The 18,207-nt window shown below is 48.8% G+C and carries 9 protein-coding genes; 2 read left to right on the top strand and 7 right to left on the bottom strand.

Features of this window, described 5'->3' with window-relative positions:
• Positions 1 to 72: 72 nt before the first annotated feature.
• The 7 genes from MHI14_RS03250 to uvrB all read right to left on the bottom strand — a co-directional run bounded on the left by MHI14_RS03250 (position 73) and on the right by uvrB (position 16,320).
• Positions 73 to 3,717: a DEAD/DEAH box helicase gene (locus MHI14_RS03250; protein ID WP_341129888.1), complete on the bottom strand. Its 3,645-nt coding sequence runs from the start codon at positions 3,715 to 3,717 to the stop codon at positions 73 to 75.
• Positions 3,718 to 3,824: 107 nt separating this feature from the next.
• Entirely contained in the window at positions 3,825 to 6,338 is a 2,514-nt protein-coding gene (locus MHI14_RS03245; protein ID WP_237177474.1) for a U32 family peptidase, read from the bottom strand.
• 389 nt (positions 6,339 to 6,727) lie between these two features.
• Complete coding sequence (locus MHI14_RS03240; protein ID WP_341129887.1) at positions 6,728 to 8,680, bottom strand: stalk domain-containing protein; 1,953 nt, start codon at positions 8,678 to 8,680, stop codon at positions 6,728 to 6,730.
• A complete protein-coding gene (locus MHI14_RS03235) occupies positions 8,667 to 9,836 on the bottom strand; it encodes a S1C family serine protease (RefSeq protein WP_249912624.1) in 1,170 nt (389 codons plus the stop codon). Before MHI14_RS03235 ends, MHI14_RS03240 begins: the two co-directional genes overlap by 14 nt.
• Before the next feature lie 271 nt (positions 9,837 to 10,107).
• Positions 10,108 to 10,320: a hypothetical protein gene (locus tag MHI14_RS03230; protein WP_017692026.1), complete on the bottom strand. Its 213-nt coding sequence runs from the start codon at positions 10,318 to 10,320 to the stop codon at positions 10,108 to 10,110.
• 337 nt (positions 10,321 to 10,657) lie between these two features.
• The gene (uvrA, locus tag MHI14_RS03225) at positions 10,658 to 13,516 is read right to left on the bottom strand and encodes an excinuclease ABC subunit UvrA (RefSeq protein ID WP_091036448.1); all 2,859 of its coding nucleotides are present in this window, start codon (positions 13,514 to 13,516) and stop codon (positions 10,658 to 10,660) included.
• Positions 13,517 to 14,328: 812 nt separating this feature from the next.
• Complete coding sequence (gene uvrB / locus MHI14_RS03220; protein ID WP_091013102.1) at positions 14,329 to 16,320, bottom strand: excinuclease ABC subunit UvrB; 1,992 nt, start codon at positions 16,318 to 16,320, stop codon at positions 14,329 to 14,331.
• A gap of 169 nt (positions 16,321 to 16,489) precedes the next feature.
• On the opposite strand from uvrB, the gene MHI14_RS03215 reads away from it, so the two are divergent.
• Both MHI14_RS03215 and MHI14_RS03210 read left to right on the top strand, forming a co-directional pair.
• Positions 16,490 to 17,287 carry a flagellar motor protein gene (locus tag MHI14_RS03215; protein ID WP_062837042.1) on the top strand — a complete coding sequence of 266 codons (798 nt, stop codon included), beginning with the start codon at positions 16,490 to 16,492 and terminating at the stop codon, positions 17,285 to 17,287.
• Positions 17,271 to 18,113, top strand: a complete 843-nt coding sequence (locus tag MHI14_RS03210) for a flagellar motor protein MotB (protein WP_341129886.1) — start codon at positions 17,271 to 17,273, stop codon at positions 18,111 to 18,113. Before MHI14_RS03215 ends, MHI14_RS03210 begins: the two co-directional genes overlap by 17 nt.
• The last annotated feature ends 94 nt before the right edge of the window (positions 18,114 to 18,207 follow it).

Below are 18,207 nucleotides of genomic sequence, written 5' to 3'. Positions count from 1 at the left end.
TGTAAATGATTAGTCCATCTTGTATAGATTCATATATTTAATGATTCTTATTGCTAGGATGCTTGGACTCCATTATACCATTAACAATTCGCGGATATCCTGTTCGGATAAGGTCGTCGATCCCCCGTCTCCCGGTTCAATTACTTCGGCAATCAAGTCCTTCTTCCGCTGCTGGAGCTCCAAAATCTTCTCTTCGATTGTACCTTCGGTAACTAAACGAATGACTTGCACCACTTGTTTCTGTCCCATACGATGGGCACGGCCAATTGCCTGTTCTTCCACGGCGGGATTCCACCATAGATCATATAATATAACGGTATCTGCACCCGTTAAGTTTAGCCCTGTACCTCCAGCCTTCAGGGAAATCAGGAACAGTTCAGCTTCGCCCTCATTAAATCGGCGGCACATCTCGACACGGCTCTGTGCAGGGGTCTGACCATCCAAGTAGAAAAGATTTCTTCCCTGTGCTGCGAGCGTCTGACGAATCAAGTTCAACATGCTCGCGAATTGAGAGAAGATGAGAATACGTTTGCCTGCCGCCAAACAATCCTCGACCGTTTCGAGCAGCTGTTCCATTTTCCCGGAATCGCCTTGATACCCTTCAACAAAGAGTGCTGGATGACAACACAACTGACGCAAACGCGTGATGCCAGCCAGAATTTTGATACGATTCTTCTGGAATCCGTTATCCTCCATGTCCTTCGATGCTTCATCCTGAAGTTGAGAGAGGTATGCGGCGTACAGTTTCTTCTGTTCACCCGTGAGCTCTGACCGCTGTACCGTTTCAATGCGATCCGGCAATTCTTCCAGCACATCCTTCTTCAGGCGACGCAGAATAAATGGACGCACCATCCGCGAGATCCGTTCCGGAGGAAGGTCGCGGAATCTTCTGTAACTTGGAAACAACCCAGGGAATACGGCTTCAAAAATGGACCACAATTCATCCAGCGAGTTCTCTACAGGCGTTCCTGTGAGTGCAAAACGACGCGGCGCCTGAATTTGTTTCACTGCCTGCGCGGTCTGGGAAGAAGCATTTTTGATCGCCTGAGCTTCATCCAGAATGAGCGTATGGAAGGTTCGGCCCAGGTAGGTGTCCAAATCCCGTCGTAACAAAGGATACGACGTCACAATCACATCCGCCTCATCCATACCTGAAAGCATGCTGGCTCGCTCTTCTTTCTGACCGGCTGCGATCAGGACTTTCAGATGCGGGGCGAACCGCGCAAACTCATTAGCCCAGTTGTAAGTCAGCGAGGCAGGCGCAACGACGAGTACCGGGGGATGAATGACCCTCGTTCGGATTGTCAGTCCATCCTGATGCATCGTAGACCAAAAGCCATCCGTATTCTCTGAAGCCATCTTATCCAATGGGAGCCCAGTTTCGGGATCGATGTCGGAATTCGCCAACGTTTCACCACCCCGTAATGATCCGCTCTCCCGGTATTTATCACCGCCCGTATGGTCAATGTTGTACTCAGGCTTCTCTTGAAGAACCGCTGTGATATAGGCGATGCTTTGCAACGTTTTGCCAAGTCCCATATCATCCGCGAGAATGCCGCCAAAACGATAATAAGCGAGGGTACGCAGCCACTGGTATCCACTGTTCTGATAATCCCGCAGGATGGGGGTCAGAGATCCCGGCAGTGCAAAATCCATCCGCTCGGGATCTCGGAGATCATCGAGGAAACGTTTCAGAGAACCTCCCCACTTCACATGACCGGAAACTTCATCCCTGCCCGGCAATTGTAACGCCCGAACAGCTGGCAGCCGGATATGGCTGCTCTTGATGTCATTTGCTCCCAGTCCGAGTGAATCGGCCATATGAGCGAAGCTATCTGCACCTTCATTTTCAAGTGAGAGAAAGACACCGCTCTTGAGACGGAAATATGGTTTCTTCTCCACAATGCGACGCATGAGTTCCTGAAGTTCCTGCTCGTCCACACCTTCCATCTCGAATGAAATCTCCAGCCAGTCCAGTCCTCTTCCCAAGTCTGCTCGTACTTTCGGCGGTGTTGGATAGGATTGCACCATCGCCTTCACGGCGTTTGGCATATAGATATCTACCTGTTTCTCAAGCTCAGGCAACAGGTGATACATAACATCATAGATCGCATCTTCCCGTTCACTCGCCCAGACGCTACCATCACGTTCCAGGAAAGACCGATCAAGCCGTTCAATCAGATTCCGCTCTTTGTATCGATCACGCACCAAAATAACCTTTTTCTCTTCTTCATCTATCAAATACTCTGCAAGCGGATTAATAACCATGACCTCATAGTCGAATTCCAGACGTGCTGTAATACGCTCACGATAGAAGTCGATGTACAACTTGGGTGAGAGTTCCGGTTCCGCGATCTGTTCACGCACCTGTGAATCAATAGACAGATGGCCAAGCGTACGCAGTTCTGGCACGACATGCTGTACGAACTCATCCACCTGCTGGGTCGAAATATCAATGCTTTCCTTGATCCCATATGAGGTAAGTGCCGCGCTCAAGTCCTCCAGACTTCGCATCTGCATCGGCTCCAACATATGCAACTGCCCTTCCACCACAGCGGCATCATAAGCAGGAAGAAGAATCAGCTCACGCAGTCCGGAAATTTCAAGCTGATATCCTTCATTCGCTCCCTGGGCGATCCGGTAAAATAAAGGAAGTACCCCCTCACCCAGTGTGAGTGGTCCATTGGCAAATCCTGTACCCTCCATCCGACTGTCGGCCTGTAGCAGCAATTCCAGCAATGGCTTCCATACGAGCGGAGCAATCAGTATATCCCGTCCGTCCGAAGCTCCAAGATAACCGGAGATGGATTGGCGATAGGCCTCCTCACTCTGTCTCATTCGAATAAGCATCGAGAGAATGGCCTGATCCTGCGGAGTGAACACATGCATTAATGGATCATAGTGGAACAGTTTGGTGAATGACATTGGCTCGCCCTTTTCGATGCAGTTCAGGAATTGCTTCACTTTCTGCACCACATACAGACGTTTGTTACCCACTTTCAGTTCAAGAGCAAGTTTCCCTCCACCCTTATGAACCTGTATCAGCTTGCATATAAACTGAACCTGCAATTCTTCCCGCAGTGAGGAACGGCTGACAGGGGCCGTGTATTTACGATCATTTTCATGCAGCGGTCTCCGATCCTTGGCAAACATGGACAGAATCTGATCCGCCGTACGGTAAGAAGGTTTATCTGCCGAGCGCCCCCACCCCGAAGCTGAGCTTGGACGACCTGCCTGGGCAAAATGAACCGGAGGACGCTTTGGAGCATCATTCAGTTGCTCTCGTTGTGAAGCAGACTGGGGGCGCTCCCACATGCTCTCTTCGACCAGTGTCCCGACCCTGGACTTGGAACCTGAGCTGAAACCAGTTCCTTGTCCTGTAGCAGGTTGAGGAGGCTTCCCAGAAGCAATCGTGGCATTACGCTCCTGCTGCTCACCCCATTCGTGAATAGCCAACAGGACAGCAGCGACATGTTTGCAATAGTCATAATGCCTGCCATCCCCCGGACAACTGCAGCCTGCCACAACCTCACCTGATCCATCTATATCCACCGTCACCTGATAGCGCTCCGATCCACGTACCTGTGCTTCATAATGAAGCTGATCCTCACTAACCACCAGATTGGTCACCCTGCCAGATTGGTTATAATCTTCTCCGCGCTTGAATGCTGTGACCCCGCACAGCAATTTGATATCCATAATTGTGAATGGCGCCACGCTTCTTCGCCTCCTGTGTCATGATGTAAAAAAAACCCCAAGAGCTCCTTGAAGCAGAGATTGGGGTTCCTTCATGCTTGTAACTGTTGTTGTACCATACAATCTGTTTATTTCACCAATTGACCACGTGTAACGCCCAGTTGGTTCGTTGCTTTGAGTGTTTTCCACACTTGTGTACCACTGATCTCACCGCGCAGTGCACGGTTGTACAGATCAATTACTTCGCGTACCTGCTCTGGTGTCTCTTCCAAGAACTCCACACGGTAACGGGATACACCCAGATCCATAAAGTTGGTCAGATACTCGGCACCTGACTGCTCCACTGCGTTGTATACCGTATTACGGCAGCCTTCATCCACACGCACCGGGTGGGACATACCGATCCGGTCTTGCAGTGATGCACGCTGTTCCTCACAAGGACGTCCACAGTTCGTGAAGTCCGTTCCTTCACTCATGAACGTACAATATACACAGTGCTCCGTGTGGAACATCGGCAGATGCTGATGGATAACCACTTCGGTCTGACTTGTACGGGAGTGGCCCAGCAAATCAACCATTTGTTGAATGTTCAAATCATAGGATGGGGTAATCCAGTCACATCCGGCTTCCAGGAACAATTCTACTGCTTTGTGATTGGCGATGTTCAATGAGAAGTCACCGATCAGTTCCGGGTGCTTCGCATCCGGGTTTTCCATCCGGTGACGAAGGTAGAAGTACAGTGCTCCTGTATTACGTACCAATACTGCATCCGGCTTCAGACGCAGGATGTTGTTATGATATCCGTTCTCCCCTGGCATATGAATACGCGGTGTTGCCAACGCGATCTTGCGACCAGCGGCATGCACAGCTTCCACGGCTGCCGGGAACTGTTTGATAAACTCGAAGTCGGCATAGATCATGCCGATTCCTGCTTCAATCGCTGCCTCCACTTGTGGCAGGCTACGACAGAGCGCGGTCAACTCCGCTTGACCGCGAGCGACTGGCGATGCCGGTTTAACCGAATCGCCGTATACATCTACCGCACGTTTCACGTAGACGGGTGGTTTAGGACGTTCACCCGCGAGTTGTTCTACCGCCTGACGGCGAATGTTATTCAACTCGCGCATCGGGATGATGACGTCACCGTGCAGATTGACGTCCATTCCTTCCAACTGGAACACTGTGCCTCCCAGACGTCCGAACTGCTCTTCGAGCAATTCATGTGTCATTGGACGCTTCTGCGCGATGTCCAGTTCCATCTCGGAATCAATCCGGACGGTTGTGCCTTTCTGCACGTCTGTCCACCACGTGCTAAGCGGCTGCCCCGGGCTGCCGATGACTTTCACCTTCACCGGGAATACGCGGTATGGCTTCTCGGTCTCGAAGCTTTGACGCAGACGTTTGTCCAACGCCGGGTCATTTGTTTTCCACACTTTGTCGCCAACTTTCACGCGGCGCAGATCCACGTCACTGCGGCCTGGCACAACGTCAACGATCCAGCCCTCTTCGGCTTCGCCTTCGAGTTTTACGCCTTTGCGACGCACATCGTATACACGTCCGCCCTCTTCCTTCTGAGTCGGGTCTCCAGCGTCAAAAACGATTCCGTCCCCACGTTTCACGGGTGCATCCAACTTCAGAACCACACCATCACGCAAGACTTGATCTACACGACCAAGATAGACACCACGGCTTTTCGGAAATGTTCCATCCACCAGTTCTTTGTTGTTTGTACCGCTCAGGAAACCATGCGTGAATCCACGGGAGAAGCTTTGCTGCAATTCGCGAACTTCTTCCTTACTTGGCGGTGTGTTATCTCCATCAAAATAACGGTCAATCGCTTTACGATATTTGCTTACTACGTTTGCTACGTATTCCGGCGTTTTGAGACGTCCTTCAATTTTGAAGGAAGTTACTCCTGCTTCGATCAGTTCAGGCATCAGATCAATCGCTGCCAGATCCTTTGGAGACAACAGATAGGCTACATCACCCATCGGCTTATGCTCTCCATCCACCATCAGGTCATATGGCAGACGACAAGCTTGTGCGCACTCCCCGCGGTTCGCGGAACGTCCTCCCCACATTTCGGAAGTCAAACATTGCCCCGAGTAGGATACACACAATGCACCGTGAACGAATACTTCCATTGGAAGCTTTGCCTGCTCCCCGATCTTCTGGATCTGCTTCAAATTGTTCTCCCGTCCCAGAACGACACGTTCCATATCAAACGGCTTCGTAAACTCGACCGCTTCCGGTGACGTGATTGTCATCTGTGTTGAACCGTGAATCGGGAAATCCGGCGAGATCTCGCGGATCATCTTCACCAAACCCAAGTCTTGAACAATTACAGCGTCCACACCTGCATCGACACAAGCGTCAATCAGTTCTTTTGCATCCGTCAATTCATTTTCAAAAATCAATATATTAAAGGTCAGAAAACCTTTTACGCCATAACTGTGCAAAAACGCCATAATCTCCGGCAGCTCGTCCATGCGGAAATTGTTCGCCCGTGCCCGTGCATTAAACTTTTCGACTCCGAAGAAAATTGCATCTGCGCCATTAGCTACCGCCGAACGCATACAATCCCAGTCACCAGCAGGTGCCAGAAGTTCAACGTCTTCTCTTCGTATTGTTGCTGTTTTCATGTAGATCCTCCCCATAACCGGCTATCCGCCGGATTTCATCCCTATATCCTTAAACGCCTGAACATCCTAAGCTTAAAACTGCACCTTATCGGGTACACCTGCATTGTCACGGTATTACAATATCTATCTATTATGTCTGTATTGCCTGAACTCCAAGCTTACAGTCATTCATAATCATCAGATCAGCAGTCATAACTCCTGAACTAGTATAGTGTACCACTTCTGCACCGACTCTTCTACGTTTTCCTGAAAAAACCGTTTACCATTTTCATTTCCATTAAGATTTACACTAGACACTTCGATTGCAGTACCAGTGTAAATATTTTAATTTATCTTATACGGGAAACAAATAAGCCGGAAGGTCTCTGACCCTCCGGCTTGCATCACTATTATTTAATAAAAGTAAATGAGTTCACTGCTTTTTCCAAGGCTGCCGCCTGAACTTCTGTCTTGTTGGCATCATTCAGGCCACTTGTGATCGTATAGGTTGTTCCGTCCTTTTCAAACACGATCTGGCGACCCGCATATGGCACGCCTTTGTCCAGTTCATGATACGTGAAGGAAAATGCAGGCACACCCGCAAACGTCAGCTCCTCACTGCCAAGCAACTTGAAGTTCTTACGGGTTTTGGTGGCTTCGGCATAAGCTTCTCTCAATTGGCTGACCGTCATCTCGATTGACTTATCTTCGCTAGCCGCAATGGAGAATTCTCCGCCGGTAAAGGTGTACACCACAGGTGAATATTCGAATCGATCACTATACGGCGTCCAGTAACGCGGAATATCTACACTGTAATGATAACGTTTGGACGTACGTGTAAGTGTCTTCGTTTTGTCTGTCAAATAAGGATCTTCATCCAGCTGACCGAAATTATCGGCAACCGTATCAAAATTAATCTCCACACTTTTCATAATCCGTTCAAACCATGCCCGATCTGCAACCTGCTCCTCAGGGAACGTATACTCTGCATAATATCGATACCCATTCTTCTGCAAAAGAACATCAAACTCGGTCTGCCAGCCCCCGCCAAAGTTATAACGGAATTCATTCACCTCGGCAGTCTCTCCCGAGATATCCATCGTATATGAACCAATTGGCTCGTAACTCTCTGGTGTAAATGTCTCACGCATCCACTTATCCAGTTGGCCGCTCCAGTCTTTTACCGTAGTACCTGCCTTCGCCGATGTGACACGCCATTGCAGAAATGCACCATCCTTGGCTTCATAGATCATCTGATTGTTATCCATCGACCAGCCGGCAGGTATCTTCAATTCAATACCATAGTCATCGTTCCATGCGGAGCGCATGCCGTTATCTACGGTGGACAGATCCTTGATCGTTCGATCCGATTCCGCATAGGTTGGCTGGAATGAATTGAGTAGCGCTGCACGTTTGCCCAGATCTTTATAATTCAGGGCTTCGTAATCCGCGAGGTACACATCATATTGACGACCTTCGCTCAGATACTGACGCATCTCCCATAACATTCCGTCTACATCTTTCACGATAATCCGTGCATAAGGCGTTTTGCCTTTCGACACCGCTTCACGATCCAGCACCGTATCTCCCGATTGTTTGGCCTCCTGGACAAGTTGCTGCAACAAATCATCCGCATCCAGAGCCACATCCTGATCGCTGACATACACTTCAAGATAATAACTGTTGTCCGCAGCGCCAAAAGTTATCATGCGCTCCTGCTCACCGGTCTGGAAAACCATAAGGTCTGCCGGGTAGTTAATGGACCAACCGTAAAAACTGTTGCCAATTCTGGTTTTGCCTTCGTCCGGATGAATGCCATCCTCGTCATCCACCGAATCATCGGTTTGCAACAGACGAATGACCATTTCTCCGGAACTGGTTGGAGCTAGCGTCGCTCCGATACCGGCAGCAACCGGACGAAGTGGAACCATAAGTACGCCATTCACCATCTTGGGAGCGGCACCCATCTCATGTTTTACACCATCCACCCAGGCAATTGAACTGCCAATCGTTAGAGTCACAGTGTGCGGGCCTTCCTTGATTTTGACAACATCATTTTTCTCCAGCCGGATTTCACTGCCAAATGCTTTCTTGAATACACCGATAGGTACCATCGTTACACCCTTGAACTTGTAAGGTTTGGCTATGGCCTGCTTATCGCCGTTAATGTAGGCGCTCGTGCTACCCGCTTTGACACGCAGTTCACTTGTCGTCAAATCAGATGCCCATACAGGCAATGCTGCGCCAATGGTCAGCATCCCGGTTAATACACCTGTGCTTAGCACACGTATCCATGACTTTTTCATTCCGTTCTTTCGTCCTCTCTCCATCCGGGCTGATCGCCGGGCTTTATTGTTCTTCATCTGCAAGGAACGCTTCATCTTCCTCGTCTACGATGTCTGCGCGATCAGCAAGCATTAACGTGCGGGTGACGATATCGCCATCCGATTGCATCAACAGCTTCACCTTTTGTCCAGGCAGATACTTTTTGAGCAACTCATTGATATCCACTACTGAAGAGACACGTGTGCCCGCGACACTGTAAAGGACATCGCCCTCTTTGATTTTGGCTTTCTTGGCTTCAGGAGACAGTACACCCGTAATCGTTAAGGGATCATCTGTAGGCAGGCCCACAATCGCAGACCAGCTTTCTTCAAGTTGTAGCCCCAGACTTGCACGTTTTATTTTTCCATATTTAAAAAACTGATCGATGATATATTGAACGGTATCCACTGGAATCGAAAATCCCAAACTCTCTACGCCTACCGCAGAGAATTTCATCGAGTTGATACCAACCACTTCACCCTTCAGGTTGACCAGCGGTCCTCCGCTATTTCCTGGGTTAATCGCCGTGTCGGTCTGAATCAACCGGTAGGTCGCCTCAACACCACGATTCAAGCCGCTAATTACCCCTACCGTTGCCGAGTTGCGCAAAGAAAAGGAAATCGGCGTACCCAAGGCAATCACCGTTTCTCCAACAGTGGTTTGTGAAGCTTTGGCGAAGCTCGCCGGTTTGAGTGATTTGGCATTGATTTTGATTAGCGCCAGATCACTTAGTGCATCACTGTATGTTTTCGTAATTTTGTATGTATTGCCATCCGTCGTTACGACAACCGGATTCGTTAATCCGTCGACCACGTGAGCATTCGTTACAATCCATCCGTTCGACCGGATAATGACACCTGTACCATGTGCAAGATTATAACGGTCGTCTGATGTTGCACCGTCCTGCACTTCGGTAGATTTCCCAATAATGCCTACGACCGAAGGAGATACCTTTTCGATCACGCTGGGAATGGCTTCACTTCCCTTGTACGTGTACGTTCCTGATTTGGCATCATATTGTCCACTTCCACCAACTGCCTTGAGCAGATCCTTGGTGTTCACATAGACTTGACCGTCTACCACCTTCGCTTGCATTGCCGCTTTGGATTCAGCTGCACCGGCCGTTGCCGCTACACTAATCGAGAGTACAGCAGCCATCAGTATGGCTATCCCCTTTTTACCCAACACGCTCATATTCTCACCTGACCCTCTCTATACATCCTTCTTGCGCGACTCGACATCGGATTCATTGCTGAATCTATTCTCTCTTTCTCTCATCTGCAATTCCGGTATCCCTCAATGTATCATACAGAATCTGGATATACAATTGTTTTAAGTCCTATTTTAGTAGAGAAGGTAGAATCTTGTTCTATCGCTCGATATAAACGAAAAAAACACCCTCCATGTCTCTCTGGAAAGTGTTCGTCTGTACCTCTTTTGGCTTAAATTACATTTAACGGTATTCCTACTGAGCAAACCAACCTGTTATCATCGCATAGTCTGTCATCAGAAATACCAGTAGGCTGACTACTGCAAATCCGATCGCAAACAGATTTTTCTTCGGTGCCCGAAGAAGCCGAACAACTCCGATGAAAATCAGGATCGTAAATAAGATGACAAAAATATCAAATGCATTAAAATTCGATGTACTCGCCGTGGCAGCTTCTGCAAACAGCATGGATAGACAGACCTCCTTACCATAGTTGAACAGCTAACGCATACCCTAATATCTTCCTCTATGTTATCTGTACCCCGCTTGTAATGCAAGCCCTATCATCCATAAAAATGAAAAAAAGCCAATTTGGCCGAATATTCCTGTATTGCTCGTCATCATGCATATGTAAACACTTTCACGAAATAACTATAGTCCGAAGAAAAACGGTGCATAATTCAAAATTAAAAAGCCCTTCTTCTCGGAAGCAGAGCACATCAGATCGTAATCCAACGTCTCAACCTTTTCGAAAAGAAGGGCCAATAATGCCACTTCATAGGATATAACTAATGGTTAGCTGACCTTAGTCCACCAATTGCAGTGCCTTGCTCCGCTCGGTATCCCGCTCCAGAACCGGCTTCAAGTACTTGCCTGTGTAGGAAGCTTCCACTTTGATGATATCCTCAGGGGTTCCGGTTGCAACAATGGTTCCTCCACCACTACCGCCTTCTGGACCCAGATCAACAACATAGTCTGCTGTTTTGATAACATCCAAGTTATGCTCAATCACCAACACCGATTCCCCGGAATCAACCAGACGGTGCAATACGTTCAGCAAACGGTCGATATCATCGACATGCAAACCGGTAGTCGGTTCATCGAGGATGTAGATGGTTTTCCCTGTACTGCGGCGATACAGCTCGGAAGCAAGCTTCACCCGCTGGGCTTCACCACCAGACAATGTAGTTGCAGGTTGTCCCAGATTGATATAACCCAGGCCCACATCCATCAGCGTCTGCATTTTGCGATGGATCTTCGGAATGTTCTCGAAGAATTGGGTTGCATCTTCAACCGTCATTTCCAGCACATCGGAAATATTTCTGTTTTTATATTTCACTTCAAGCGTTTCCCGGTTGTATCGTTTGCCTTTGCAGACTTCACAAGGAACATAAACGTCCGGCAAGAAGTGCATCTCGATTTTGATAATACCGTCTCCACGGCAGGCTTCACAACGTCCACCTTTGATATTAAAGCTGAATCGGCCTTTCTTGTATCCACGTACTTTGGCTTCGTTCGTCTGAGCAAACAGATCCCGGATATCATCAAAGACTCCTGTATACGTAGCCGGGTTGGAACGTGGTGTCCGTCCGATTGGCGACTGGTCAATATCGATGACTTTATCGATATGTTCCAGACCGCGAATTTCTTTATGCTGACCCGGACGTACCCGAGCACGGTTCAAATCACGTGCCAGCGTTTTGTACAGGATCTCATTGATTAATGTGGATTTACCAGAACCTGACACACCCGTTACCGCGGTAAATACACCTACAGGAATCTTCACATTCAGATTCTTTAGGTTATTTTCTTTGGCTCCACGTACTTCCAACCAACGGTCTCCTACACTTCTACGTTCTGTACGAATCGGAATGAATTTGCGTCCACTCAGATATTGACCGGTTAAGGAGTTCTCATCATTCATGATCTCCTCCGGTGTACCCTGTGACATGATGGTACCCCCGTGGATACCTGCACCTGGGCCAATATCAATAATATAGTCGGCAGCCATCATCGTATCCTCATCATGTTCAACCACGATCAACGTGTTACCAATGTCGCGCATGTGCGCAAGCGTTGAGATCAGACGGTCATTATCCCGTTGATGCAGACCGATACTTGGCTCATCCAGAATATACAGTACACCCATCAGGCTGGAACCGATCTGTGTAGCCAGTCTGATCCGCTGAGCTTCCCCACCGGACAATGTTCCGGCAGCACGACTCAGTGTAAGGTAATCCAGACCAACATTCACCAGGAAGCCGAGACGGCTGTTGATTTCTTTCAAAATCAGTTTGGCAATCGTCTGCTCTTTCTCCGTCAATTCCAATGTATCAAAGAATCGGCCAGCTTCACCAATGGACAAACTAGTCACATAGGCCATGTTGTGATCATTAATCGTAACCGCAAGACTCTCGCGTTTCAGACGTTGACCTTTACATGTACCACAAGGCTTCGCACTCATGTAACCCTCAATAAATTCACGGATACCTTCAGATGCTGTATCACGATAACGACGCTCCAGGTTATTCACGATACCTTCAAAGGTAACCAGTGCTTCCTTCCGTTGTCCAAAATCATTCTCATAGCGGAAACGGATTTTCTCCGTACCTGTACCCTGCAACAACTTGTTCATCTGCTCAGCTGGCAGATCTTCGACAGGTACATTTTGGGGAATGTTGAAGTGCTCACATACTGACTTCAGGAACTGCGGATAATAGGTGGACGTTCCACCTGTCCAAGCATCAAAAGCACCATCTTCGATGGTCTTAGTCCGATCCGGTACGAGCAGATCAGGGTCAACAATCATTTTGACACCTAACCCATCACAATCCGGGCAAGCACCGAACGGACTGTTAAATGAGAACATCCGTGGTGCAAGCTCTTCAATACTGAATCCACACACCGGGCAGGCAAAGTTGGAACTGAATCGCAGCTCTTCTTCACCCATAATGTCCACCAGGAGTTGTCCACCAGACAGATTTAGTGCTGTTTCAATAGAGTCGGCCAGACGTGCCTGCACATCATCTTTAACGACAATTCGGTCAACAACGACTTCAATGGTATGCTTTTTATTTTTCTCCAATTGAATATCTTCTGACAGGTCACGAAGTTCCCCGTTCACCCGCACACGGACAAAGCCCTGCTTGGACACATCGGCAAATACACTTTTGTGCTCACCCTTACGGCCCGAGATAATGGGTGCCAATATTTGTAGCCGGGTACGCTCTGGGTATTGCATAATACGGTCAACCATTTGTTCTACCGTTTGGGAGCTGATCTCCACGCCATGGTCCGGACAATGTGGATGGCCCACACGTGCAAATAACAAACGCAGGTAATCATAAATTTCGGTGACGGTTCCCACTGTGGAACGCGGGTTACGGCTTGTTGTTTTTTGATCTATTGAAATGGCAGGAGACAATCCTTCGATGGAATCAACATCCGGTTTCTCCATCTGTCCCAGAAACTGCCTTGCGTAAGCTGACAATGATTCTACATAACGCCGCTGTCCTTCGGCATAGATCGTGTCAAAAGCCAGCGAGGACTTGCCTGAGCCACTCAGGCCGGTCAATACCACAAAGCGGTCACGTGGGATGGTAATGTCGATATTTTTCAGGTTATGCGCTCGTGCGCCTTTAATGACAATGTTATCGCTCGCCAATAGTATTCATCCTCTCAGTGTGTTAATCCAAACCTTTATAAAGGCTTTTCGATCCCTCCCAAACCCTCCCTTCCAAGGGAGGGCCCCAGAGGGCGCAGCCCTCTGGACACCCGAAACAAGCGGTGCAACGGTGAGGGGTCGGGTCTTGCTATGTGAAGGGTTGTCGTGTGCCCGCGGCTCCGCATAAGGTTCCGGCTCATTGCCGAAACCTTATGCGACCGCTCTACTGCGAGGTGACGCTCTTGGCTTCGCCACGTTCGCGACAAGGTCGCCATTGCCTTTGGCTCGGCTCCTAGGTCAAGAGCGGGACGCTCTCGGCTTCGCCTTGATCGCGACAGGGTCGCCATTGCCTTTGGCTCGGCTCCAAGGTCAAGAGAGTGACGCTCTCAGCTTCGCCTTGATCGCGACAGGTCGCCATTGCCTTTGGCTCGGCTCCAAGGTCAAGAGCGGGACGCTCTCGGCTTTGCCTTGATCGCGGCAGGTCGCCATTGCCTTTGGCTCGGCTCCAAGGTCAAGAGCGGGACGCTCTCGGCTTCGCCACGTTCGCGACAAGGTCGCCATTGCCTTCGGCTCGGCTCCGAGTTCAACACCGGGGCGCTCTTGACTCTCAGGGGGACACGACTCCCGATTGCTTTCCTATAAACCTTTTAACCAATTTCAACATTTCTATCAGTATAGACCCGAATTCAAGATTTCAACATCTCTTATTATCGGTAGATATAAGCGATTTCCTTACTCAACAAGAGAACGGCCAATTGGCCGTTCTCTTGTTACAGATCCATCTTAACTGGAGCATATGAGTAAGCAGTATCTTATTCAGCGCGAAGTTCCAGCAACGCATCGCGAAGCTCGGCAGCACGCTCAAACTGCAGGTTTTTGGCTGCATCTTTCATCTCTACCTCTAGGCGCTGAATAAGCGCCTGGCGATCTTTCTTCGACATCTTCTCGGCTGCGCCCGTGAGATAGTCTTTCTTGGATTCGGCAACTTTGGTTGCCTCAATCACATCACGCACTTTTTTGCGAATCGTCTGTGGTGTAATTCCATGTTTCTCGTTGTACTCGATCTGGATTGCACGACGACGTTCTGTTTCCTTTATCGCTTTATCCATCGAATCCGTCACTTTGTCACCGTATAGAATAACGCGACCCTCGCTGTTCCGTGCTGCACGACCAATCGTTTGAATCAGTGAGCGTTCGGAACGCAGGAATCCTTCCTTATCGGCATCCAGTATAGCTACGAGGGATACTTCGGGCAGATCGAGACCTTCCCGGAGCAAGTTGATTCCGATTAGAACATGGAAAACGCCCAACCTTAAATCACGTAAAATCGCCATCCGTTCCAATGTTTTGATCTCGGAGTGCAGATAACGAACCTTGATTCCAACTTCCTTCAGATAATCCGTCAGATCCTCGGACATCTTCTTCGTTAATGTTGTAATCAACACACGCTCGTCTTTGGCAATCCGGTCGTTAATCTCACCGATCAAGTCATCGATCTGTCCCTTCGTTGGACGCAGTTCAATGATTGGATCAAGCAGTCCGGTTGGACGGATAATCTGTTGCACCATCGTATCGGTATGCTCAATCTCATAAGGGCCCGGTGTGGCCGATACATATATAATCTGATCCATCTTGCCTTCGAACTCTTCGAATTTGAGCGGACGATTATCCAGCGCCGACGGCAGTCGGAAACCATGTTCAACCAATACTGTCTTCCGCGCTTGGTCACCATTGTACATCGCACGGATCTGTGGCAGAGTCACGTGAGACTCATCAACCACGATCAACATGTCATCCGGGAAGTAATCCATCAGTGTATACGGGGTATCGCCGCGTTCGCGGAAAGTCAGTGGACCGGAATAGTTCTCAATCCCCGAACAGAATCCAACTTCCTTCATCATCTCGATATCATACCGTGTGCGCTGCTCCAGTCGCTGAGCCTCTAACAGTTTCCCCTGTTCACGCAACACTTCAAGACGCTCCTCCAGTTCACGCTCAATGTTCACCAGCGCAACCTTCATCGTCTCTTCTTGCGTTACGAAGTGAGACGCCGGGAAGATGGCAATATGTTCACGTTCGCCAATGAGCTCTCCGGTTAACACATCAATCTCCGTAATTTTCTCGATCTCATCACCAAACAACTCAACCCGAATTGCATGTTCGCCCTTGGAGGCAGGGAAAATCTCAACAACATCCCCACGAACACGGAACGTACCCCGCACAAAGTTAATATCGTTCCGCTGATACTGGATCTCTACCAGACGAGACAAAATCTGATTGCGCGGTTTCTCCATGCCTACCCGAAGTGACAGCAACATGCTTGAATACGAGTGCGGTGAACCCAAACCATAAATGCAGGAAACACTCGCTACAATGATGACGTCCCTGCGCTCAAACAACGAACTCGTCGCTGCGTGCCGCAGTTTGTCGATCTCTTCATTAATACTTGAATCCTTCTCGATATACGTATCGGAGGACGGGATATATGCTTCTGGCTGAAAATAATCGTAATAACTGACGAAATACTCAACCATGTTATTAGGAAAAAAATCTTTGAACTCACTTGCAAGCTGCGCTGCCAACGTTTTGTTGTGTGCAATAATCAGCGTAGGACGTTGCAGTTGGGCTATCGTCTGGGCTATCGTAAACGTCTTACCCGTACCCGTCGCACCCAGCAGTGTCTGGTACCTCTTCCCCTCCTGAACACCCTTCACCAATTCTTTAATGGCTGCAGGCTGATCACCTTGGGGAGAAAACTCTGACTCGATTTCGAACGTTTTGTCGCTCATTATAATATCGCTCATTGCCGTATCTCACCCTATCGTCTAAAATAATAGTCACTATATATTGTCGAAGTTCCCCGAATTTTCATATGGGAAAACTTATAGTAATAGGAATATTTGTTCCCGTTTAATTATACCTCGTTCGTTTTAGTGATGCAAACGTGAAATGAAGATAGGAGTGGGTTAATTTATGGATATTGCGACACTTATCGGTATTATTGCCGGAATTGCCGCAGTCATTAGCGGTTTTTTGTGGGAAGGCGGCCAATTGTCCGGTCTCCTGCAAAAAACGGCTGCTTTAATTGTATTCGGTGGAACGATTGCTGCTGTGGTTGCCAGTTTCCCGGCGCATCGCCTTCGTACGATTCCAGCTGCCCTGCGTATGGCTTTTGGACGTAACAACAATGAATCAGGCTTATGGGTCGAAGAACTGGTGGAGATGTCTTCAATCGCACGCCGCTCAGGTGTACTTGCATTGGAACGCAAGGTTATGGATCATCCGCATCCATTTTTGCAAGACGGGATTCAGATGGTTGTTGATGGTACAGATCAGGATGTGGTTCGCCAGATCCTGGAGATGGAGATCGACTCGATTGAACAAAAACATGAGGGCTACGCCAAAATATTCGAATCCGCTGGTGGGTACGCTCCAACCATGGGGATCATCGGAACCGTGATGGGACTTATTCAGGTACTTGGCAGTTTGACCGATCCAACCGGACTCGGACCTGCCATTGCTGTTGCCTTTACCGCAACCCTGTATGGGGTCGCCAGTGCCAATCTTATCTTTTTGCCCATTGCCTCCAAGATCAAATCCAGAGGTGCCGATGAAGTGCAGACCATGGAAATGCTTCTCGAAGGTGTACTTGCCATTCAGAACGGTGAGAATCCCCAGCTTGTACGCAAAAGACTGGAGTCTTTCACCCTTACGCATCGTCAGCATATACGCCCCCTAGCAAAGGAGGGATTGGATGAGTCGGCGCAGTAAACGGCGCGGAAAACGTGAAACTATCGATCATCGGGATCGCTGGATGATTACTTATGCCGATCTCATAACTCTGCTTTTGATCTTTTTTGTCATCATGTACGCCATGAGCAATCTGGATTCCGGTAAATATGACGTCGTTACTCAATCATTACAAAATACATTTAATGCGTCCGACTCTATCCTTGAGCTTGGTGAGGGACTCGGGGAGAAACCCGGTCAAACGATTACAGAGACTCCACCATCCGAGGTGCAGGGTGAAGATCCTTCAAAAGGTGAAGGAAACCCTTCCGATACCGGGACTGCAACACCAGATGATGACCACAAGCCCCTCACAGAACGGGAAGAACAGTTCAGATCACAGGAGCAGGAATTGCAAAATCTGTTCAATGTGATTACCCAATATATCGAGGATAATAAACTGGAAAATCAGATTTTTGTTGCGGACAAGCCACAGGGCCTATCCATTACCCTCAGTGACCGCTTCCTGTTTGATCAGGGCCAGGCCGCTCTAAAGGACGGTGCAGCACCAACGCTCAGTAAACTTGCCAGCCTGTTCCGTGATCTGAATACCGTTGTCAGCATTGAGGGTCATACCGATAACATTCCTGTGGGAGCTAACTCCGCCTATACCGATAACTGGCAACTTTCCGGAGAACGCGCACTGTCTGTATTACGATTTTTTCTGGATACAGAGAAGCTTAACCCGGACGGCTTCCAGTATGCCGGATATGCGGATACACGCCCAACGGGTGACAACACCACAGCGGCCGGAAGACAAAAGAACCGTCGGGTTGAAATAACGGTCCTGCGGCAACTCCAACCTTAATCATCAATATCTCACATAATGCATCATTCCTTATGCAAAGAAAGCACGCTCTAACTGAATTCAATTCAGCAGAGCGTGCTTTCTTTTATGTCGT

The sequence above is a fragment of the Paenibacillus sp. FSL K6-2393 genome (assembly GCF_038002545.1).
Classification (GTDB): Bacteria; Bacillota; Bacilli; order Paenibacillales; family Paenibacillaceae; genus Paenibacillus.
Note: the sequence above shows the minus strand (reverse complement) of the source record. Positions and strands in the feature narration are given on the sequence as shown.

Excerpts from the sequence above, each read along its gene's own strand:
- MHI14_RS03210 (WP_341129886.1), top strand. The coding sequence starts at position 17,271 with ATGAGTCGGCGCAGTAAACGGCGCGGAAAACGTGAAACTATCGATCAT.
- MHI14_RS03240 (WP_341129887.1), bottom strand. The coding sequence starts at position 8,680 with ATGAAGAACAATAAAGCCCGGCGATCAGCCCGGATGGAGAGAGGACGA.
- MHI14_RS03245 (WP_237177474.1), bottom strand. The coding sequence starts at position 6,338 with ATGAAAACAGCAACAATACGAAGAGAAGACGTTGAACTTCTGGCACCT.
- MHI14_RS03215 (WP_062837042.1), top strand. The coding sequence starts at position 16,490 with ATGGATATTGCGACACTTATCGGTATTATTGCCGGAATTGCCGCAGTC.
- MHI14_RS03230 (WP_017692026.1), bottom strand. The coding sequence starts at position 10,320 with ATGCTGTTTGCAGAAGCTGCCACGGCGAGTACATCGAATTTTAATGCA.
- uvrB (WP_091013102.1), bottom strand. The coding sequence starts at position 16,320 with ATGAGCGATATTATAATGAGCGACAAAACGTTCGAAATCGAGTCAGAG.
- MHI14_RS03235 (WP_249912624.1), bottom strand. The coding sequence starts at position 9,836 with ATGAGCGTGTTGGGTAAAAAGGGGATAGCCATACTGATGGCTGCTGTA.